Origin of the sequence: Labilibaculum sp. DW002, from assembly GCF_029029525.1 — a bacterium.
Classification (GTDB): domain Bacteria; phylum Bacteroidota; class Bacteroidia; order Bacteroidales; family Marinifilaceae; genus Paralabilibaculum; species Paralabilibaculum antarcticum.
The window spans coordinates 534,289-549,439 of the sequence record NZ_JAKJSC010000002.1 but is presented as its reverse complement, the minus strand read 5'-3'; the positions used below and the strand labels follow the sequence as shown (position 1 = coordinate 549,439).

Below are 15,151 nucleotides of genomic sequence, written 5' to 3'. Positions count from 1 at the left end.
CTAATTTTAGACTCCTCATTTCGGTGATATTTTTACACTTTGCAAAATTATAGCCTTCCATTCTTTATGCTTTGGCTTAAGATGTATACTATAATTACCAGCTTTATCAATCTTTATTTCTCCTACGTTAACATTCTTGAAGGTTTTAAATCCGTTAGTTGCATCTAGTTTGGCTTGCACTGTTTGTCCACCAACTATTAATTCTATTGCGCACTCTTCTTCTGAGGCTATGCGCATAAAAACGGTATATGTGCCAGCTTTATCAACAGTAAAATCCCAATCTAACGTTGCTCTTTCGTTTGACCATTGATCGATGCAATCTTTCTCTTTATTGTAGATCACATGAGAGCCTATCACATTATTTATGATAGATTTTTGCGCAGGTAATAAAATGATGCCGTCTTCATTTGGCTTGATTTTATCAGCATCACTTACTATTGGTGTTCCATTCAATTTTAATACAATAACCGTACTGATTGAGTCTGGAGCTTCACCTACAAGTGTTATTGTGGTCCCCAAATCATCGGTTTCGGTTTCAAATTTTTTGGACTTATCGGTAAGCAAGTTACAAGACTCAACCTTATTGGTAATAGGAATAAATATCGTACCATTTTCAGTCCAATCAAAAACGTTAAGATAAAGTGTGGTATTTTCCCCTTTTGTACGTGTTGTGATACGTCCCCACTCAGGAGTACGGCAAGGGCTAGCATTTGTGCCATAAATTGATTCACTATTCTTCTCCATCCAAGCTCCAATATTTTTCAGGCGCTCAACACTTGGTTCGGGAATTATCCCTTCGGCTGTTGGTCCTACATTAAGTAGAAAGTTCCCTCCTTTACTGGCAATATCAACCAGGTTTTGTAAAAGTGTTTCGGCAGACTTCCAATTGTGATCGTAACTTTTAAATCCCCAAGTTTTGTTCATGGTCATACACGACTCCCAGTCGCCGGGAAGTCCCGTACCAGGTATGTATTGTTCAGGAGTACTGATGTCTCCTTCGTAATCTCCACCCAATCTATTGTTATGAATGATTCCTGGTGCTAATTTTAATAGGGGTAAGAATTGTTCCGCACGCTCTTTATTCATTCCTCGTGGCGTATCCCACCACAAAATTGCAGGTTGATACTGTGTTAAAATTTCCTTTACCTGAGGTACCGCAATATTTTTAATGTAATCATCCATGTCATGCTTCTGAGCAGGATCCCACTTGCCTTTCTTATCCTTGCCTCGAGCTGAACCTCCTTGGTTCCAATCCTGTGCTTGAGAATAATAAAGGCCTAGCTTAATTCCATGTTTTTCACAAGCTTCAGCTAAGGGAGCAATAAGGTCTTTTCCGTAAGGAGAAGCATCCATGATATCCCATTCTGAAACTTTTGAATCGAAAAGAGCAAAACCGTCATGATGTTTAGAAGTTATTACAATATATTTCATACCTGTTTCCTTGGCTAGTTTCACCCATGCTTCCGGATCGTATTTAACGGGATTAAATTCCTTAGCAAAACGTTGATAGTCTGCCATTGGTATGCTTCCATCAGACATAATCCATTCTCCATACTTGCCTACCTTTTCATCCTTGTAGATTCCTGCCGGTACGGCATAAACGCCCCAGTGAATAAACATGCCAAATCTTGCTTCACGAAACCATTCCATTCGAGCATCTCTCTCAGCAACGGATTCATCAGCATAAGGATCTAATGATGCAACATCAGATTGAGCATGCAGAGAAAACATCATCATTACAATTAGACAAAAACTTAACATAATATTTTTCATGATGGTATTTTTTTTATTTCTAATCATATGTTTATTACTCTTTCTTTTCACATCTATACTAATTGCCCCAAACCTTAATTTTATTCTTTCCAACTTTAAGGTTTTGAAGTGGACCTACCATTGGTGTTTCTGTATTTCTTGGCTTGCCAAAATAATCTTGGTTAATGATAACTGGTGAACCATCTGGGTTTTCAAAAGGTGTTTCTGACTGAAATGCAGCTCCTAACAATGCGGTATTTACCAATTGAGTTTTCACCTTCGCAAAGCTCTCATCAATGGTAATGTTCAAATAGTAAGAACCATCTTCCTCTGATAGGCTTATTTCTGGATTTAAGGTTTTATTCTCAACAAAATTGGTTTCTATATTAGATGCTAAGGCCTTATTTAAATAAAGATTAGCATCAATATATACAGGGAATTTTTGTTTGTTATAATTGTTAAGACTGCCAGTAGATTTCCATTCGTAACTTGCAGTTGGAAAATCATTGTAAGCATCTAGTCCGTAATACTGACTTTTATTCAAACTGCCGTTATTCGCAGCAAAAATGTTATTGTAATAACGGTCATCACCAAGAATTACAGTCATCATACCGAGAACTTTTGTAGAATGCGGAAAATGATAATGTGTAAATCGATTGCTTGCCGCTCGCAATTGTACATTTCCGATAATTAAATTATTTACAAATGCTGTTCCCTGTGAAGCATTCAATATTCCTCTTTCAGAAAGCAAGATATTGTTATCAATAATCATAGGACCATGATTTACCTCAACAAATAAATCTTGATCTTCATTATTAAATAAAAGATTACCTGATACACGTGCTCCTTGCGCCTGCCAATCGAGCCATATTCCTCTATGATTATCATGAATGCAATTGTTTTTAATTAGGACATCAATGGCTGCATGCAGTTTTATGCCACTTATTTCCCAACCAGTAAACTGCTTTTTTACATTAATATTATAAATGTGATTATTGCTTATTTCACTAAATACGCAGCCTAAATGACCAATAATACCACCTTGTTCGCAGTCTTTAATCGTATTGTTTCTAATAATATGAGAACCAATATTTTCTTTAGACCATCCTAATTGTAAAGCTTTGAATACAGCTTCACGTTCGCGTTGAGTTCCTCGTTTTTTTTGGTCTCGCTTCCATAAATTTTGTCCTGAAGCTCTTTCTTTTCCAATAACAATTCCTGAACATTTTGAATGGCTGATTAAATTGTCTTCAATAATCCATCCCTTACTCCAGTTTGGTCCAATTAAGCCAATTTGTTCTGCAGTTGGAGGTGCCCATTGCGTTGCAGCATGACACATTTTAAACCCGCGAACAGTAATGTAATTTATTCCTGTTTTTTTAGGCCAAAACACGGTAGGACGCACATTAATTTCAACCAATTCTTTGTTTGGATTTACGCCATTGAAATTCGCGTAAATAGTTGTTGTTTCCTGATTACTTTCACAATACCATTTGTACTTAGATCCTTCTATATCTGTTGCTCTCTTTAATGCCGTTTCAGAAAATAATTTCGATAGGCTGTCAATTTCATATAGTGCCTTCCCATTTACATATACTTCCCCTAAATGGTGATCACGCCCATAGGTACTAGTAACCCAGTCACCCCAAATGATTTCTTGGTAGGGATTAGAATCTCCAAAAAAATCATTCTCTATTTCTACTTTCCAAACTGTTCCTTTGTATCTTTTCCAAGTATTAATTTCCTCAGAACCTTTAATCCAAACCTCTTCATTTTCAGCAGCCTGATAAACAATTCTATTTCTGTCATTCATTCCTCCATAAAATGGACTTACCCATTCCCTATACACACCTTCGTGAACAGTTACCACATCTCCTGGCTGAGCAATTTTGGCCGCTTTAGAAATGGTATTAAAAGGAGCTTCAATACTTCCATTATTAAAATCGTTACCACTTTTAGATACATGGTATTCTTTTGCTTGCGCTATTGATGATAAGGCAAGCATTAATATCAGTATAATTGACTTTAGGTTTTTCATCTTGTTATAGATTTCAATTTCAGTATAAATTAAATCTTCTCGATCTTAGCATAGTAAGCTCCAATTTCCACATCATTATCTAAAGTAAACCATGTTTGAAGGTGAGTTTCTCCTTTTTTAAGCTCAACTGTATACTCTACATATTCAGCTTCCAAATCAACAGGTTTAGACATTTCGATGTCTTGAATTTTGATTCTAGAATTTTTAATCACCAAAGCCTTACCCTTTTTACTAGCAGTTATACTTGTACCTTCAACTGCTGGGCGAATTGCAGTTGGTGCACCTATTGCCAAATGCGATTCTTCTGGCCAACGACGAAGTTTTAAAGTATAAGTTCCTGCTTCAGCAACTTTAACACGCCAGAAACCATTATTTATTTGTCCTTCTCTAATATGATTCTGTTGCCAAGGCGTAAAAGTTTCTGAATGCCAATCATGACAAAATAAAGTGGTTGGATTTTCGGCTTCATCCCCAATGATAAAGTATGGTTTCTCCACAAAAGTTGGAGAGATCTCATTCCACCATTTGTCATAGGCTGCTTTATAAGTAGCTATCTTTTCGGGATATTGATCAGCAATATTGGTTCGTTGTTCCGGATCTTTATCTAAATCATACAATTCTGTACCCTCTACTAAACGCCAGTTCTGATGCATTAAAGCGGTACGCTTCCATGGTATAGGATCGGTAGAAAATTGAGTGTTCACATAAACGATTCTATCTTTAAAATCCTCATCGTTTCCATCCATTAATGGTACTAAACTTGAACCGTCAAATTTCAAATCTTTTTCGAGATTTAAATTACATAAATCAACCAAGGTTGGAAACAAATCATAGTGTGCTGTTAACTGATCAATGTCTTTACCTACGTTTATGCCGCCATCTTTCCAATGGATAAAAAATGGAACTCGGTGGCCTCCTTCGTACATACTGGCTTTAACACCACGCATACCATCGTTATTCCCTTTTGCAATAAAACCATCTAAACGATGTCCTTCAGTTTTACAACCTGCAGCAGATCCATTATCAGCAGTGAAAATAATGATGGTATTATCCATCAAATCAATAGATTTTAGATATTCAACCAACTTACCCATATTTTCGTCGATATTGGCAATCATCCCATAAAAGGAAGCATTGTAAACTTCTTCATTATCCTTATAAGGATCCGAATATTTATCGGCCACCCAATATGGAGAGTGTGCTGCATTGGTAGACAAATAGCAAAAGAAGGGTTTGTCTTTTTGGCTTCCCATAAACTTCTTCGCATTTTCGAACCAAACATCTGTACAGTAACCTTCAAATTTCTCCGGTTTACCATTGTGCATATAGGTATCATCAAAGTAATCATTGTTCCAATAATCCATGGTTTGACCAACGCCTCCTCCATTGTTCATTAACACTTCATCGAAACCATTATCTTGCGGACGGAATGGATAATTATCACCCAAATGCCATTTCCCAAACATCGCTGTGCTATATCCATTCTCTTTAAATACCTGAGCCATGGTAGTTTCTTTTTCCATAATTAGCGATCGGCCTTTTATGGTAAAAAATACGCCCGTTCTGTAATTATGATGACCGGTCATAACAGCAGCACGCGTAGGTGCACAAGTTGGGCTTACATGATAATCGGTTAAGCGAACACTTTCTTTATGCAGTTTATCGATATTTGGCGTTTTAATGATTTGATTCCCTAAGCAAGCCAAATCACCAACACCAATATCATCAACCATAACAAGAATAACATTAGGTTTCGATTCCTCTTTAGTTTTATTACAGCTAGCAAATAGTAAAGCTAATACAGCAAGTGTCGTTAAATATTTTGCAATTTTCATTTTGATATTATTATTTCGTTTTTCTTTTCCAGATATGACTTTCTTCTAGCAGTTCTTTGTATTCGACTTTTAGCTGTTCAATCATTTCATTATAAACTTGCGGATAATCTTTAGCTACATTCTCAGTTTCACCCATATCCTTTTTCATATCGTACAATTCAAAATCCACTAATTCAGCTTCTTTCATCAACTTTTCATTTCCTTCATACAGATTGTGTATATGACCGATATAAGCAGTATCACTTTTTAAACGACACATAATTTTCCAATCATCAACTCGCATGGCTACTCTATGCTCATTTATTGCATCGTAAAAAGCCCAAATTAAAGGCTTACTCCTTTCTTTCTTACCTGTTTTTATTAAAGAAGTAATCGATTCTCCATCTAATGTTCGGTTTGGTAAGCTTGCACCAGACATCTCAGCATAAGTTGGCAGCAGATCCAAAGAAGAAACAATGGCATCCGAACTTCCTTTATAAGTTTCCTTGCCCATCCAGTACAATATTCCCGGAACATGAAAGCCAGCTTCATTTGTCCATAGCTTCATACCTTTCAATTCACCAGGAGAACCAAACGATTTAGTTGCACGATAATATCTATTTAATGTCTCAGGACCATTATCAGATGTGAAAAAGATAAGTGTATTCTCGCCATAATACTCTTCCAAAAATTTAATTAACTGGCCTGCTGCTTTATCCATATTTTCAACGTTAGCAAAGTACTCGGCCTGATTTTCATTTTCAGATTGAGGTAGATACTTTTTCACTAAATCTTGCGGAGATGCTACAGGTTCATGCGGTTCATGAAAGCAAACCTGAAGGTAAAATGGTTTATCATCCTTCTTATCCTTCAGCCATTGTATCGCTTCATTTGCCACAATCTGACAGCTAAAACCTTCTAATATTCCAATATCTTCTCCATTACGAACAAAGTTTTTAGGATTTTCATGACTTGGAGATGCGTTGTTATGCGTTGCAAACCAATGGTCGAAGCCAAAATGACCAGGTTTAGGCTGAGCATCACTGTTAAAGCGAGAGCTGCAATGCCATTTTCCAGAAAGACAAGTTGAATAACCAGCACTTTTAAGCATTGCTGGAATGGTTTGTTCGTAATCTTGCAAGTGAACTAAATCACGACAGTCCTCACTCTTTTTAGGACTAGGTATAAAATCATAAATCCCAGCTTTATTCGGACTTCTTCCTGTTAACAAACCAGCACGCGATGGAGAACAAACCGGTGCAGCAGAATAACAATTTGTTAACTTAATTCCTTCTCGTGCCATTTCATCAAGATTTGGCGTTTTAATGATTGGATGACCATAACATGACAAGTCGCCATAACCTAAATCATCGCACATAATGACAACTATATTTGGTTGTGCTTTTTCTTGCTTGCAAGATGCAAATAATGAGATCAATACCAATATTGCAATCATTAAAAAAGGTTTCTTCATCTTTAAAGTTTTATGGAGATAAAAGTGACCAATTTCAAGTATGAAAGAAATGTTCAGTACTAATTATTTTATATCTATTTTAAACATATCTAAAATGAATCATTAAATATTTAGTCTTGAACTATTGTGATATTTTGAATAAGGCAAGCTGCATATTTATCGTCTGTGTCTTTTATTTTAAAAGCAATGGTAATGTAATTGTCACAATAGGCATATTGTGACAATTTCAACGTCTTATTTTTTTATAAACCTTTCGATTGGTACAATCTCATCGAACTCCTTTATTTTAATATTGCGATAATATATTTCAGCTGTTTCTGATTGAAATCCAATCATTCCTTCGCTATGAGAAAGATTGATTCCCATATTAACAATTACACCATTCAATTTATGAATGGTATATTTATCTCCCATTACAATTATTTCACATTTATTCCATTTGTTGTTCAATGCATTGTATTTAGGTTTCGCATATCCATAAAGTTCATTCTTACGCTTCCCCATATCGATGCCTCCATCTTTAGGTAAAAGAAAAGTAATGCTATCTGCAGCAGCAAACCAATTAAATGAAGTGCCAGCGGCCCAAAAATCACCAGTGTGGTTTCTTTTAGAAATATGGTTATACCGTATCTGATATTCGATACCTTTCGGCCAAATTTTATCATCATAAACATGGTAATAACATCCGGCATCGTATTGCCACTGATCGAAATTATTTGCAATTTTCTCACCCCATTTGTATTCAAACCGGAGGATGTATTTACTATAGGCTTTGTTGGTATAAAACAGTCCGTGAGTTGCATTTTCGCCAGTATTTAAGTTTATACTGTCGGGAAAGTTTTTAAAAACGTGAACCATACCATCTTCAATGGCATACACTTTTTGCGCCATAGCTTCATCACCATTCTTCAATTTAAGATGCCAACCATCAAAGTTTTCACCGTTAAACAACTTTTCAAATCCCTTGTTTAAGGATACTTTTTTCTGGGCATTGGCAATTGAAGGCAAGCTTAAAACCATTGCGACAATTATCATTAAAACTGTTAAACTTTTACTTTTCATCATATGGAGTTTATATTGAGTAATTCGGTTCTACCTAATAGCAGCATAGACAAATTCCTTTTCACCTAGTTTTAAAATTGTATGAGTATTGGCAGTGTGCAAGCACTTTCCTGTCATATTGCTAGCTTGTTTTAGCAGGCAACCAGCCTTTAAAATTATCACTTTCCTGGCCATTACTTGTATAAAATGTTGTGCACCGTAATTAAATTCATTTTCATTTATTCTCTTACTTCGTGGGTATTACTTTTTGAATGGTCCCATCCTCATTGTAAAATAATTTATCAAAACATATCGATCTGCGAAAAGGGTGTGGGCTTCCTTCATGCCCCCATCCAAATTTAACCTCTACTTCTGGATGGTTTTTAAAGTATAAATCAGAATTGTGATAAAACATGTACCATTGCCCTTTGTAATCAACTATAGAATGATGATTTGTGCCACTGTTCATTTTTTCTAAAATCACTCCTTTATATTCAAAAGGGCCTAAAGGATTATCGGACATGCAATATTTTATCTCACCGCTTGTTCCAACATATGATAAATAATACTTCTCCTTATACTTATGCATCCAAGAAGCTTCAAAAAAATCATCTGTTCCTTCTAATAGATGCACTTCACCATCGTATGAAACCATATCTTTATTCAACTTAATGGCATTTACAACCAACTGTCCCATGTATAAATATGCTTGTTTATCATCGTCGATAAATACAGCTGGATCGATAAAATCTCTATTACACACTACACCCTTGGTATCCATTGAAATTAGAGGTTTACCCAATGGATCAACAAATGGGCCGGTTGATTTATCACTTACGGCAACTCCAATATGGTATTGATCGGTTGGATAATAGAAATAATACTTACCATTTTCTTTTATACAGTCTGGTGCCCAAGCATATTTTTCCGCCCATTTAATATCTTTTATATCTAAGGCTACACCATGGTCGGTCCAGTTTTTCATATCTGTAGTTGAATACACATGCCAATCTATCATATCAAACCATTTAGCATTATCCGGATCGTGCGATGGGTATACGTATAGCGTATCGTTATACACGCGAGCCGAAGGGTCAGCCGTATACATATGCGTAATAAATGGATTCTGAGCAAAGCCGATTTTTCCAATTATCATTATTAATAAAATTGAACTAAAATATTTCATATGTCTTTTTTATGGTGCACAATAATTTTATCTTTTTTTTAAAATCTTGATAAGAACCTTTTTTAATGCTTTTATAATTTATTTAAACTTAACAGCCCGAACAAATTCATTCGCTATTACCTGACTTGCTTCAACTTTTTTGCCATCTAAGATTACATTTTCAAAAACTATATTTTCAACTGTATGATCTTTATCAAACCCTGTCAACAGCATACTAGCATGATCTCTTATTATATATGGTTTCCAATCTGACCCATCTTGAAATCCTGTTATAGTAGTATCTATAGGTGCAGAAATTGCCATGATATCTTTAAATAGTACATTTCTAACATTGCCTCGCTCTTCTGTCTCAGTCCAACGTGTTTTTCCAATCCAAACAGATATCAACCTTCTGGCTTCTTCTATTCTAATGTCTTGAAAGGTAACATCACTTATAAGGGCATCATCACAATGGTAAACTCGTAATGCCGTTTCACGCCCCACATCATGAATCACATCACAATCTTCAAACAAAACATTAGTAACATTTTCTCTTATTTCGGCACCAATACTTAATGCATGTGCCAATTCATTCCAAACAACACATTTACGAGTATGAATATTTCTTACTTCACCACGACCGGTAAATGATTTTACAACTACAGCATCATCCAAGGTCCGCATAAAACAATTTTCTACCAGTACATCTCGGCTATTTGAAATATCTATGCCATCAGAATTTCCACGCCATCCCAGTATTTTAATATTATCTACATGAATGCTATCTGATGCTTGCAATGGAATCGTCCAATGGCTAGGGTCTCGAATAATGATCCCTTCTATTTTTACATCCTTTGATTTTTGTGCAAATATGGTATACCTTCTATTTCCCCTTGAGATTGCAGATTGGTCAATAATTCCTCTACCTCGAATAGTGATGTGATTCCCTTCAAGAAAAAAAGATGGAGGATTTCTCAATTCTCCACGTATTTCAACTTTTTCCTCCACAGAGTCTTTAACACATTGTAAATAAGCTCCTCCTGATATATAAACCGTTGTACTGTCTCCAACCACTACATTTTTAACGTTATGAATTCCGGGGCCAAAGTACAATACATTAGGGTCATTCGGATCTGGTATTTCCTCCTCAAACGGGTTTGCAAAAATATGCAAGGATTCATACCAATCCCCATTTACTTCAACAGTTAAGTTTCTTGGCTCATCCACGGCAAATGAAATAGTATTTCCATTTATAGTTGGTTTTATACCAAAAGAAGTTGGTAAAATTTTCACCGATTTCACCATTTCAGGATAAGTAACTTTAACTTCCACCTTTGAATTCATATCAAATGATGAAAATGATGCTAATCCAAACTCTTTACGCGAGTGATTTAAACGTGGAATTGGTTTAGATGCTGGTATTTTAGTTTTGTACACAGGAACATTCATATTCTCGACCTCCACAACAAAAGCTTTTGAAAGTTCTATACCTTCTGGAGCGGGATATACTCTAAAAAATTCCGTTTCTTTTGATTGATTCAGAGAACAGCCTGTAAAAATTAATACAATTAGCATAAAAATACATCGATCTTGCAGTTTTACATAACCTACTTTATGACTATTATTCATATTATTCTAAGTTTAAATTGTAATGGACTTTTTGGTTATTTCGAATGAGAAAGAATTTGTTTAGTTTTCTTTTCATCTTAGGTTTTAGTTTGATTCACTTTTTCAACAAATAATTTTTAACCCAATTGTAATAAACTTAAAGTTCATACTCGATTACAGAGACTGAACTAGCTGGTATCATAAGCTCTTTAGATTTCTTATTCTCCACCTCTAACACATATTTAGCTGGCTTGTCTTTATCGTTCTGAACCAGGATAAAAATCTTACCATCTTTCTTTACTGAAATTATCGACGCTCTTGAATAATTTGCAACTCTTATAGCTCCAGGTTGCAAGCACCTACTAATAAGCGCAATCACATTATAATCAGGATTATATGTTATTGTTTTTCTTTCCCTATCAATATTAATTAGTGAATTTTGCTTCCATCCCCAACCACTTTCGGTAGTTTCGTTCAGAATCATATTCCAATAACAATAATTTGTCACACCATAATTAATGTATTCAGCCACTTCTTTTAATCTTTTTGATGCCTGCTCCACTGTATTTTTTCCATTGTAACATTTCCCTTCGGTATGCATTATTGAAGTTTCAGGCAAAAGGTTTCTAATATCCTGGATCTGTTCTTGGTGCGTGTATTGTATTCCAATACCATCAAACGACTGGCGATATTCTTTGCTGGCAGCAAATTCAATGGCATCCAATTGGCCTGCTGTACGAAACGTTCCTGCCCATATTTCGGTCGCGATATTATCGATTTCAAAAAGAGGCCTTAGGTACTTTTTTACAAACTTTCCCATTTGTTCAACAGGCATTACACAGGATGGATATTTAGTGGCAATGTCATTTTCGTTCTGAACAATCAATCGATCAATTTTAATCCCTTTTTCACTGTAAGCACTTATGTATTTTGAAAAGTATAGCGCATAGGCTTCATAAATTTTTGCTTCATCCTTCAGATGGTTCTTTTCAGGAAATTCACTTCCACGATCCATAAAACCCGAATATTTCATCCACGCTGGAGGGCTCCAAGGTGAAGCAAACATAAGAAGTTCCGGATTGAATTTATAAGCTTTTTGGATATAAGGAATAACCGTATTCTCTTCGCGTTTTATTGAAAAATGCTCCATGTTGTAATCACCATCCACTTCAGAATAGCTATAGGCATCGATACCAAAATCACTTGCTCCAACAGCTGTTCTACAAAATGCAAAGCCGGCACCTTCTGTGACACTAAATAAATTCCTCATCACCTCATCCTGCAACTTAGTAGGCAATGACATTAAAGCCTCTCCTCCTATTTCGTTAAATGCACCTCCAATTCCTTCTAGTGTTTGAAACTCGATGTTAGGATACAATTTAATTTTGCTTGATTTTGTTACTTTATTGGATTCAAGATTAGTTGAATACTTGTATTCTTTTATAAAATCTACAGCAGTATTTTGTCCTTCTTTTAAATCGACATAATACACTTTCGGATTTGTTTGGGCATTCGAGATGAAACCCAAAGCTATAAAGGCAATGCTTAAGACTAATTTATTTCTCATGTTTATTTTATTAAATCATTTATTTCCTTCTTGTGTTTTAATATTTAGAGCTTCACTTTCAAATCTACTCCCTTGAAAATCACTTTTTCTCGATTCGTTGCTCCAACTATTTCAATAATAAGATCAATTGGGTTTTCATCAAAATGAATGTACGCATCGGCATGACTTTTAATCTGTATTTCTTTCTTCGACTCTGAGTAAGTGATAACAAGTTCAGAATACGCACCCTCTTCGTAGGCGTATGTTTCATTATCATCTAAATACAATACATACTCAGCATCTTTCCCAGGATAAACTTTAAGAAGTAAAGGAGCATCGGTTTCTTCTGTTGCGTACTGAATTTTAGGCCCTGTTGGAATAATAGATCCTGCTTTCACAAAAATTGGCGTTCCATCAAAAGGTGCATCAGCAATAATTGTTTTGCTTCCAGACACTTTTTCATTGGTCCAGAAATTGAACCAACCACCTTCAGGCAGATAAACCTCTTTACTTCGCTGTTTGTATTTGGTTACTGAGCAAATCATCATTGACTCACCAAAGAAAAACTGATCTTTAATTTCCCAAACATTTTTATCATTAGGGTACTGATAAACCAATGGACTCATTAGCAATCTACTATCTCTGGTCACTTTCCAAGCCTCCGAATAGATATATGGCATCAACTGATAGCGTAAATCGATAAACTTACGTGCCATACCTTCAAACTCTTGTCCGTACCGCCAAATCTCTGTCTCCGAAACATAACCATGTATTCGGAATATAGGGCTAAACGTACCAAACTGAAACCAACGAGCCATCAATTCAATAAATTCGGGATTAGTGTATTGATCATCATAAGTAGGATTCATTGACTTTGAATCTCGAAAGAAACCACCGATATCATGCGTCCAGTATGGCACACCTGCCATAGTAAAATTCAATCCTGCCGGAATTTGCTCGGCAAACTGCTCCCAGGTTGCCGCAACATCGCCCGACCATGAAGCCGCACCATAACGCTGTTGTCCAGCATAGGCCGATCGGGTTAAATTGAATACACGTTCATTGGGAAATTCGTTTCGTCTTCCTTCATACATTGCCTTGGTAACTAAAAGCGAGTATGTATTATAAACATCCTTAAATGGCCCCACAGCTGTTTGAACATTTTTATGCGGTTTTCCCGCAGGTTCAGTACCATCTAACCAAATTGAATTTACTCCAATTTTAAACATGCTATCGCTTAACATCTTATAGTATCGCTCCCTTACACCTACATCATAAAAGTCTAGATTATGGTTTTTCTCTCCTAATTTGTACTGCTTTAAATTATAATTCTCTAGTAGAGGATCATTATTTACCATTGGCCAAACTGAAACCATCAAATTAAGGTTAAGATCTTTTAATTCATTGGTCATTGCTTCCGGGTTCGGATATTTTACCCTATCCCACTCTGGCCCTTTGGTTCCTTCTGGCCAATAAAACCAATCTTGAACAATATTATCTACTGGAATTTGTCTTTTCCTTAATTCTTTTGCATTTTCTAAAAGTTCTTCCTGATTGTGGTAACGTTCACGACATTGCCAAAACCCATATGACTTTTTGGAAAACAAAGGTGCTTTTCCGGTTAATTTTTGATATTCAGTAATTACATCAGCTGGATTATCTCCATAAACAAAATAATAATCAATAGCATTTCCAGTTTCACTGCTAAATACTGTTTTATTATAGTCTGGCTCGTTATAGGATAATTTTCCATCGATACGAGCTCCAGTATTTTGAAATACAACTTTATACTCTTTACCTGCCTCAAGTTCTTTCATGCCTGAATAACAGGTTGGCACCCAAATGGTGGAATAATCAATAATCGTATCTTGATCTATAGTAACTCGAATTTCTCCTCTCATTCTTACCGCAGTATTACTTTCAACAAAGAATGTATATCGACCAGTTTTTTGAGGGACAAAAGTAGTTTCACGAATGTTTTTCTTTTTGTTTACTGTTGCTTTAGACTTAATTACATTTTCAACATCAGTTCCTAAATCATTATCATCACTTTTTTTAACTTCGCCTTTAACCACAGGAAACTTGATCACATTTTGTGTCGGATTAAAATCGGTCAAACTATAGTTGTGCCAATAAATACCGTATTTATTTGTTGATACCAAAAATGGAATGGTTATTTCCTGGTTAAACTGTTCTAGTCTTATAGGGACATTTTTCCAGTTCATTATACCACTTTGGTATTGCCCCAAACCGTATAAAGCCTCATCGCCAGCAATAAAAGCTTGAGATACTTGATGAACATTTTCCACCCCTAAATTAAGGTACGTTAATTCATTAGTTTCATTCAAGAGTTGCTTACCATCTAGACTTTGGTATTCGATGGCTCCATCACTGTTAATCAATATATTTAATGTGTTTGTACTAACAATAATCTGATCTTTACTTTGTTTTAGTCTCCATGCAACATTTTGTACTTCCAGAACAGTTACGTAATCAGGTAGTGCTTTAGTTGTGTCACCAGCTAAGGTTTTTTTTACATGAATAATGGATTCATCAACAATTTCGAGATGAATGTTTAAACTATCTATATGAATAGTTACCGAGTTATCACCTTTTTCAATTTTGTGAATAAATTTAGATTGGCATCCTGCCAAGCCAAAAATTACCACACAAATACTAATGATTATTGTTTTCATCCAATTAATTTTAGTTA

At 35.5% G+C, this 15,151-nt stretch carries 9 protein-coding genes; all 9 read right to left on the bottom strand.

Annotation, left to right across the window (positions count from 1 at the left end; genetic code table 11):
* Window positions 1–15 precede the first annotated feature (15 nt).
* A complete protein-coding gene (locus L3049_RS13795) occupies window positions 16–1,773 on the bottom strand; it encodes an alpha-L-fucosidase (protein WP_275110400.1) in 1,758 nt (585 codons plus the stop codon).
* Between the two features lie 58 nt (window positions 1,774–1,831).
* The gene (locus L3049_RS13790) at window positions 1,832–3,790 is read right to left on the bottom strand and encodes a right-handed parallel beta-helix repeat-containing protein (protein ID WP_275110399.1); all 1,959 of its coding nucleotides are present in this window, start codon (window positions 3,788–3,790) and stop codon (window positions 1,832–1,834) included.
* A gap of 29 nt (window positions 3,791–3,819) precedes the next feature.
* Window positions 3,820–5,625: an arylsulfatase gene (locus L3049_RS13785; protein ID WP_275110398.1), complete on the bottom strand. Its 1,806-nt coding sequence runs from the start codon at window positions 5,623–5,625 to the stop codon at window positions 3,820–3,822.
* A 10-nt stretch (window positions 5,626–5,635) separates the two neighbouring features.
* Window positions 5,636–7,078, bottom strand: a complete 1,443-nt coding sequence (locus tag L3049_RS13780) for a sulfatase family protein (protein WP_275110397.1) — start codon at window positions 7,076–7,078, stop codon at window positions 5,636–5,638.
* A 234-nt stretch (window positions 7,079–7,312) separates the two neighbouring features.
* A complete protein-coding gene (locus L3049_RS13775) occupies window positions 7,313–8,140 on the bottom strand; it encodes a 3-keto-disaccharide hydrolase (RefSeq protein WP_275110396.1) in 828 nt (275 codons plus the stop codon).
* A gap of 226 nt (window positions 8,141–8,366) precedes the next feature.
* Window positions 8,367–9,275, bottom strand: a complete 909-nt coding sequence (locus tag L3049_RS13770) for a family 43 glycosylhydrolase (RefSeq protein WP_275110395.1) — start codon at window positions 9,273–9,275, stop codon at window positions 8,367–8,369.
* 108 nt (window positions 9,276–9,383) lie between these two features.
* Window positions 9,384–10,913 carry a glycosyl hydrolase family 28 protein gene (locus L3049_RS13765; RefSeq protein WP_275110394.1) on the bottom strand — a complete coding sequence of 510 codons (1,530 nt, stop codon included), beginning with the start codon at window positions 10,911–10,913 and terminating at the stop codon, window positions 9,384–9,386.
* A 136-nt stretch (window positions 10,914–11,049) separates the two neighbouring features.
* On the bottom strand, window positions 11,050–12,459 hold the full coding sequence (locus L3049_RS13760; protein WP_275110393.1) for a glycoside hydrolase family 30 protein: 1,410 nt from the start codon (window positions 12,457–12,459) through the stop codon (window positions 11,050–11,052).
* A gap of 44 nt (window positions 12,460–12,503) precedes the next feature.
* Complete coding sequence (locus tag L3049_RS13755) at window positions 12,504–15,134, bottom strand: glycoside hydrolase family 31 protein (protein WP_275110392.1); 2,631 nt, start codon at window positions 15,132–15,134, stop codon at window positions 12,504–12,506.
* Between the last annotated feature and the right edge of the window lie 17 nt (window positions 15,135–15,151).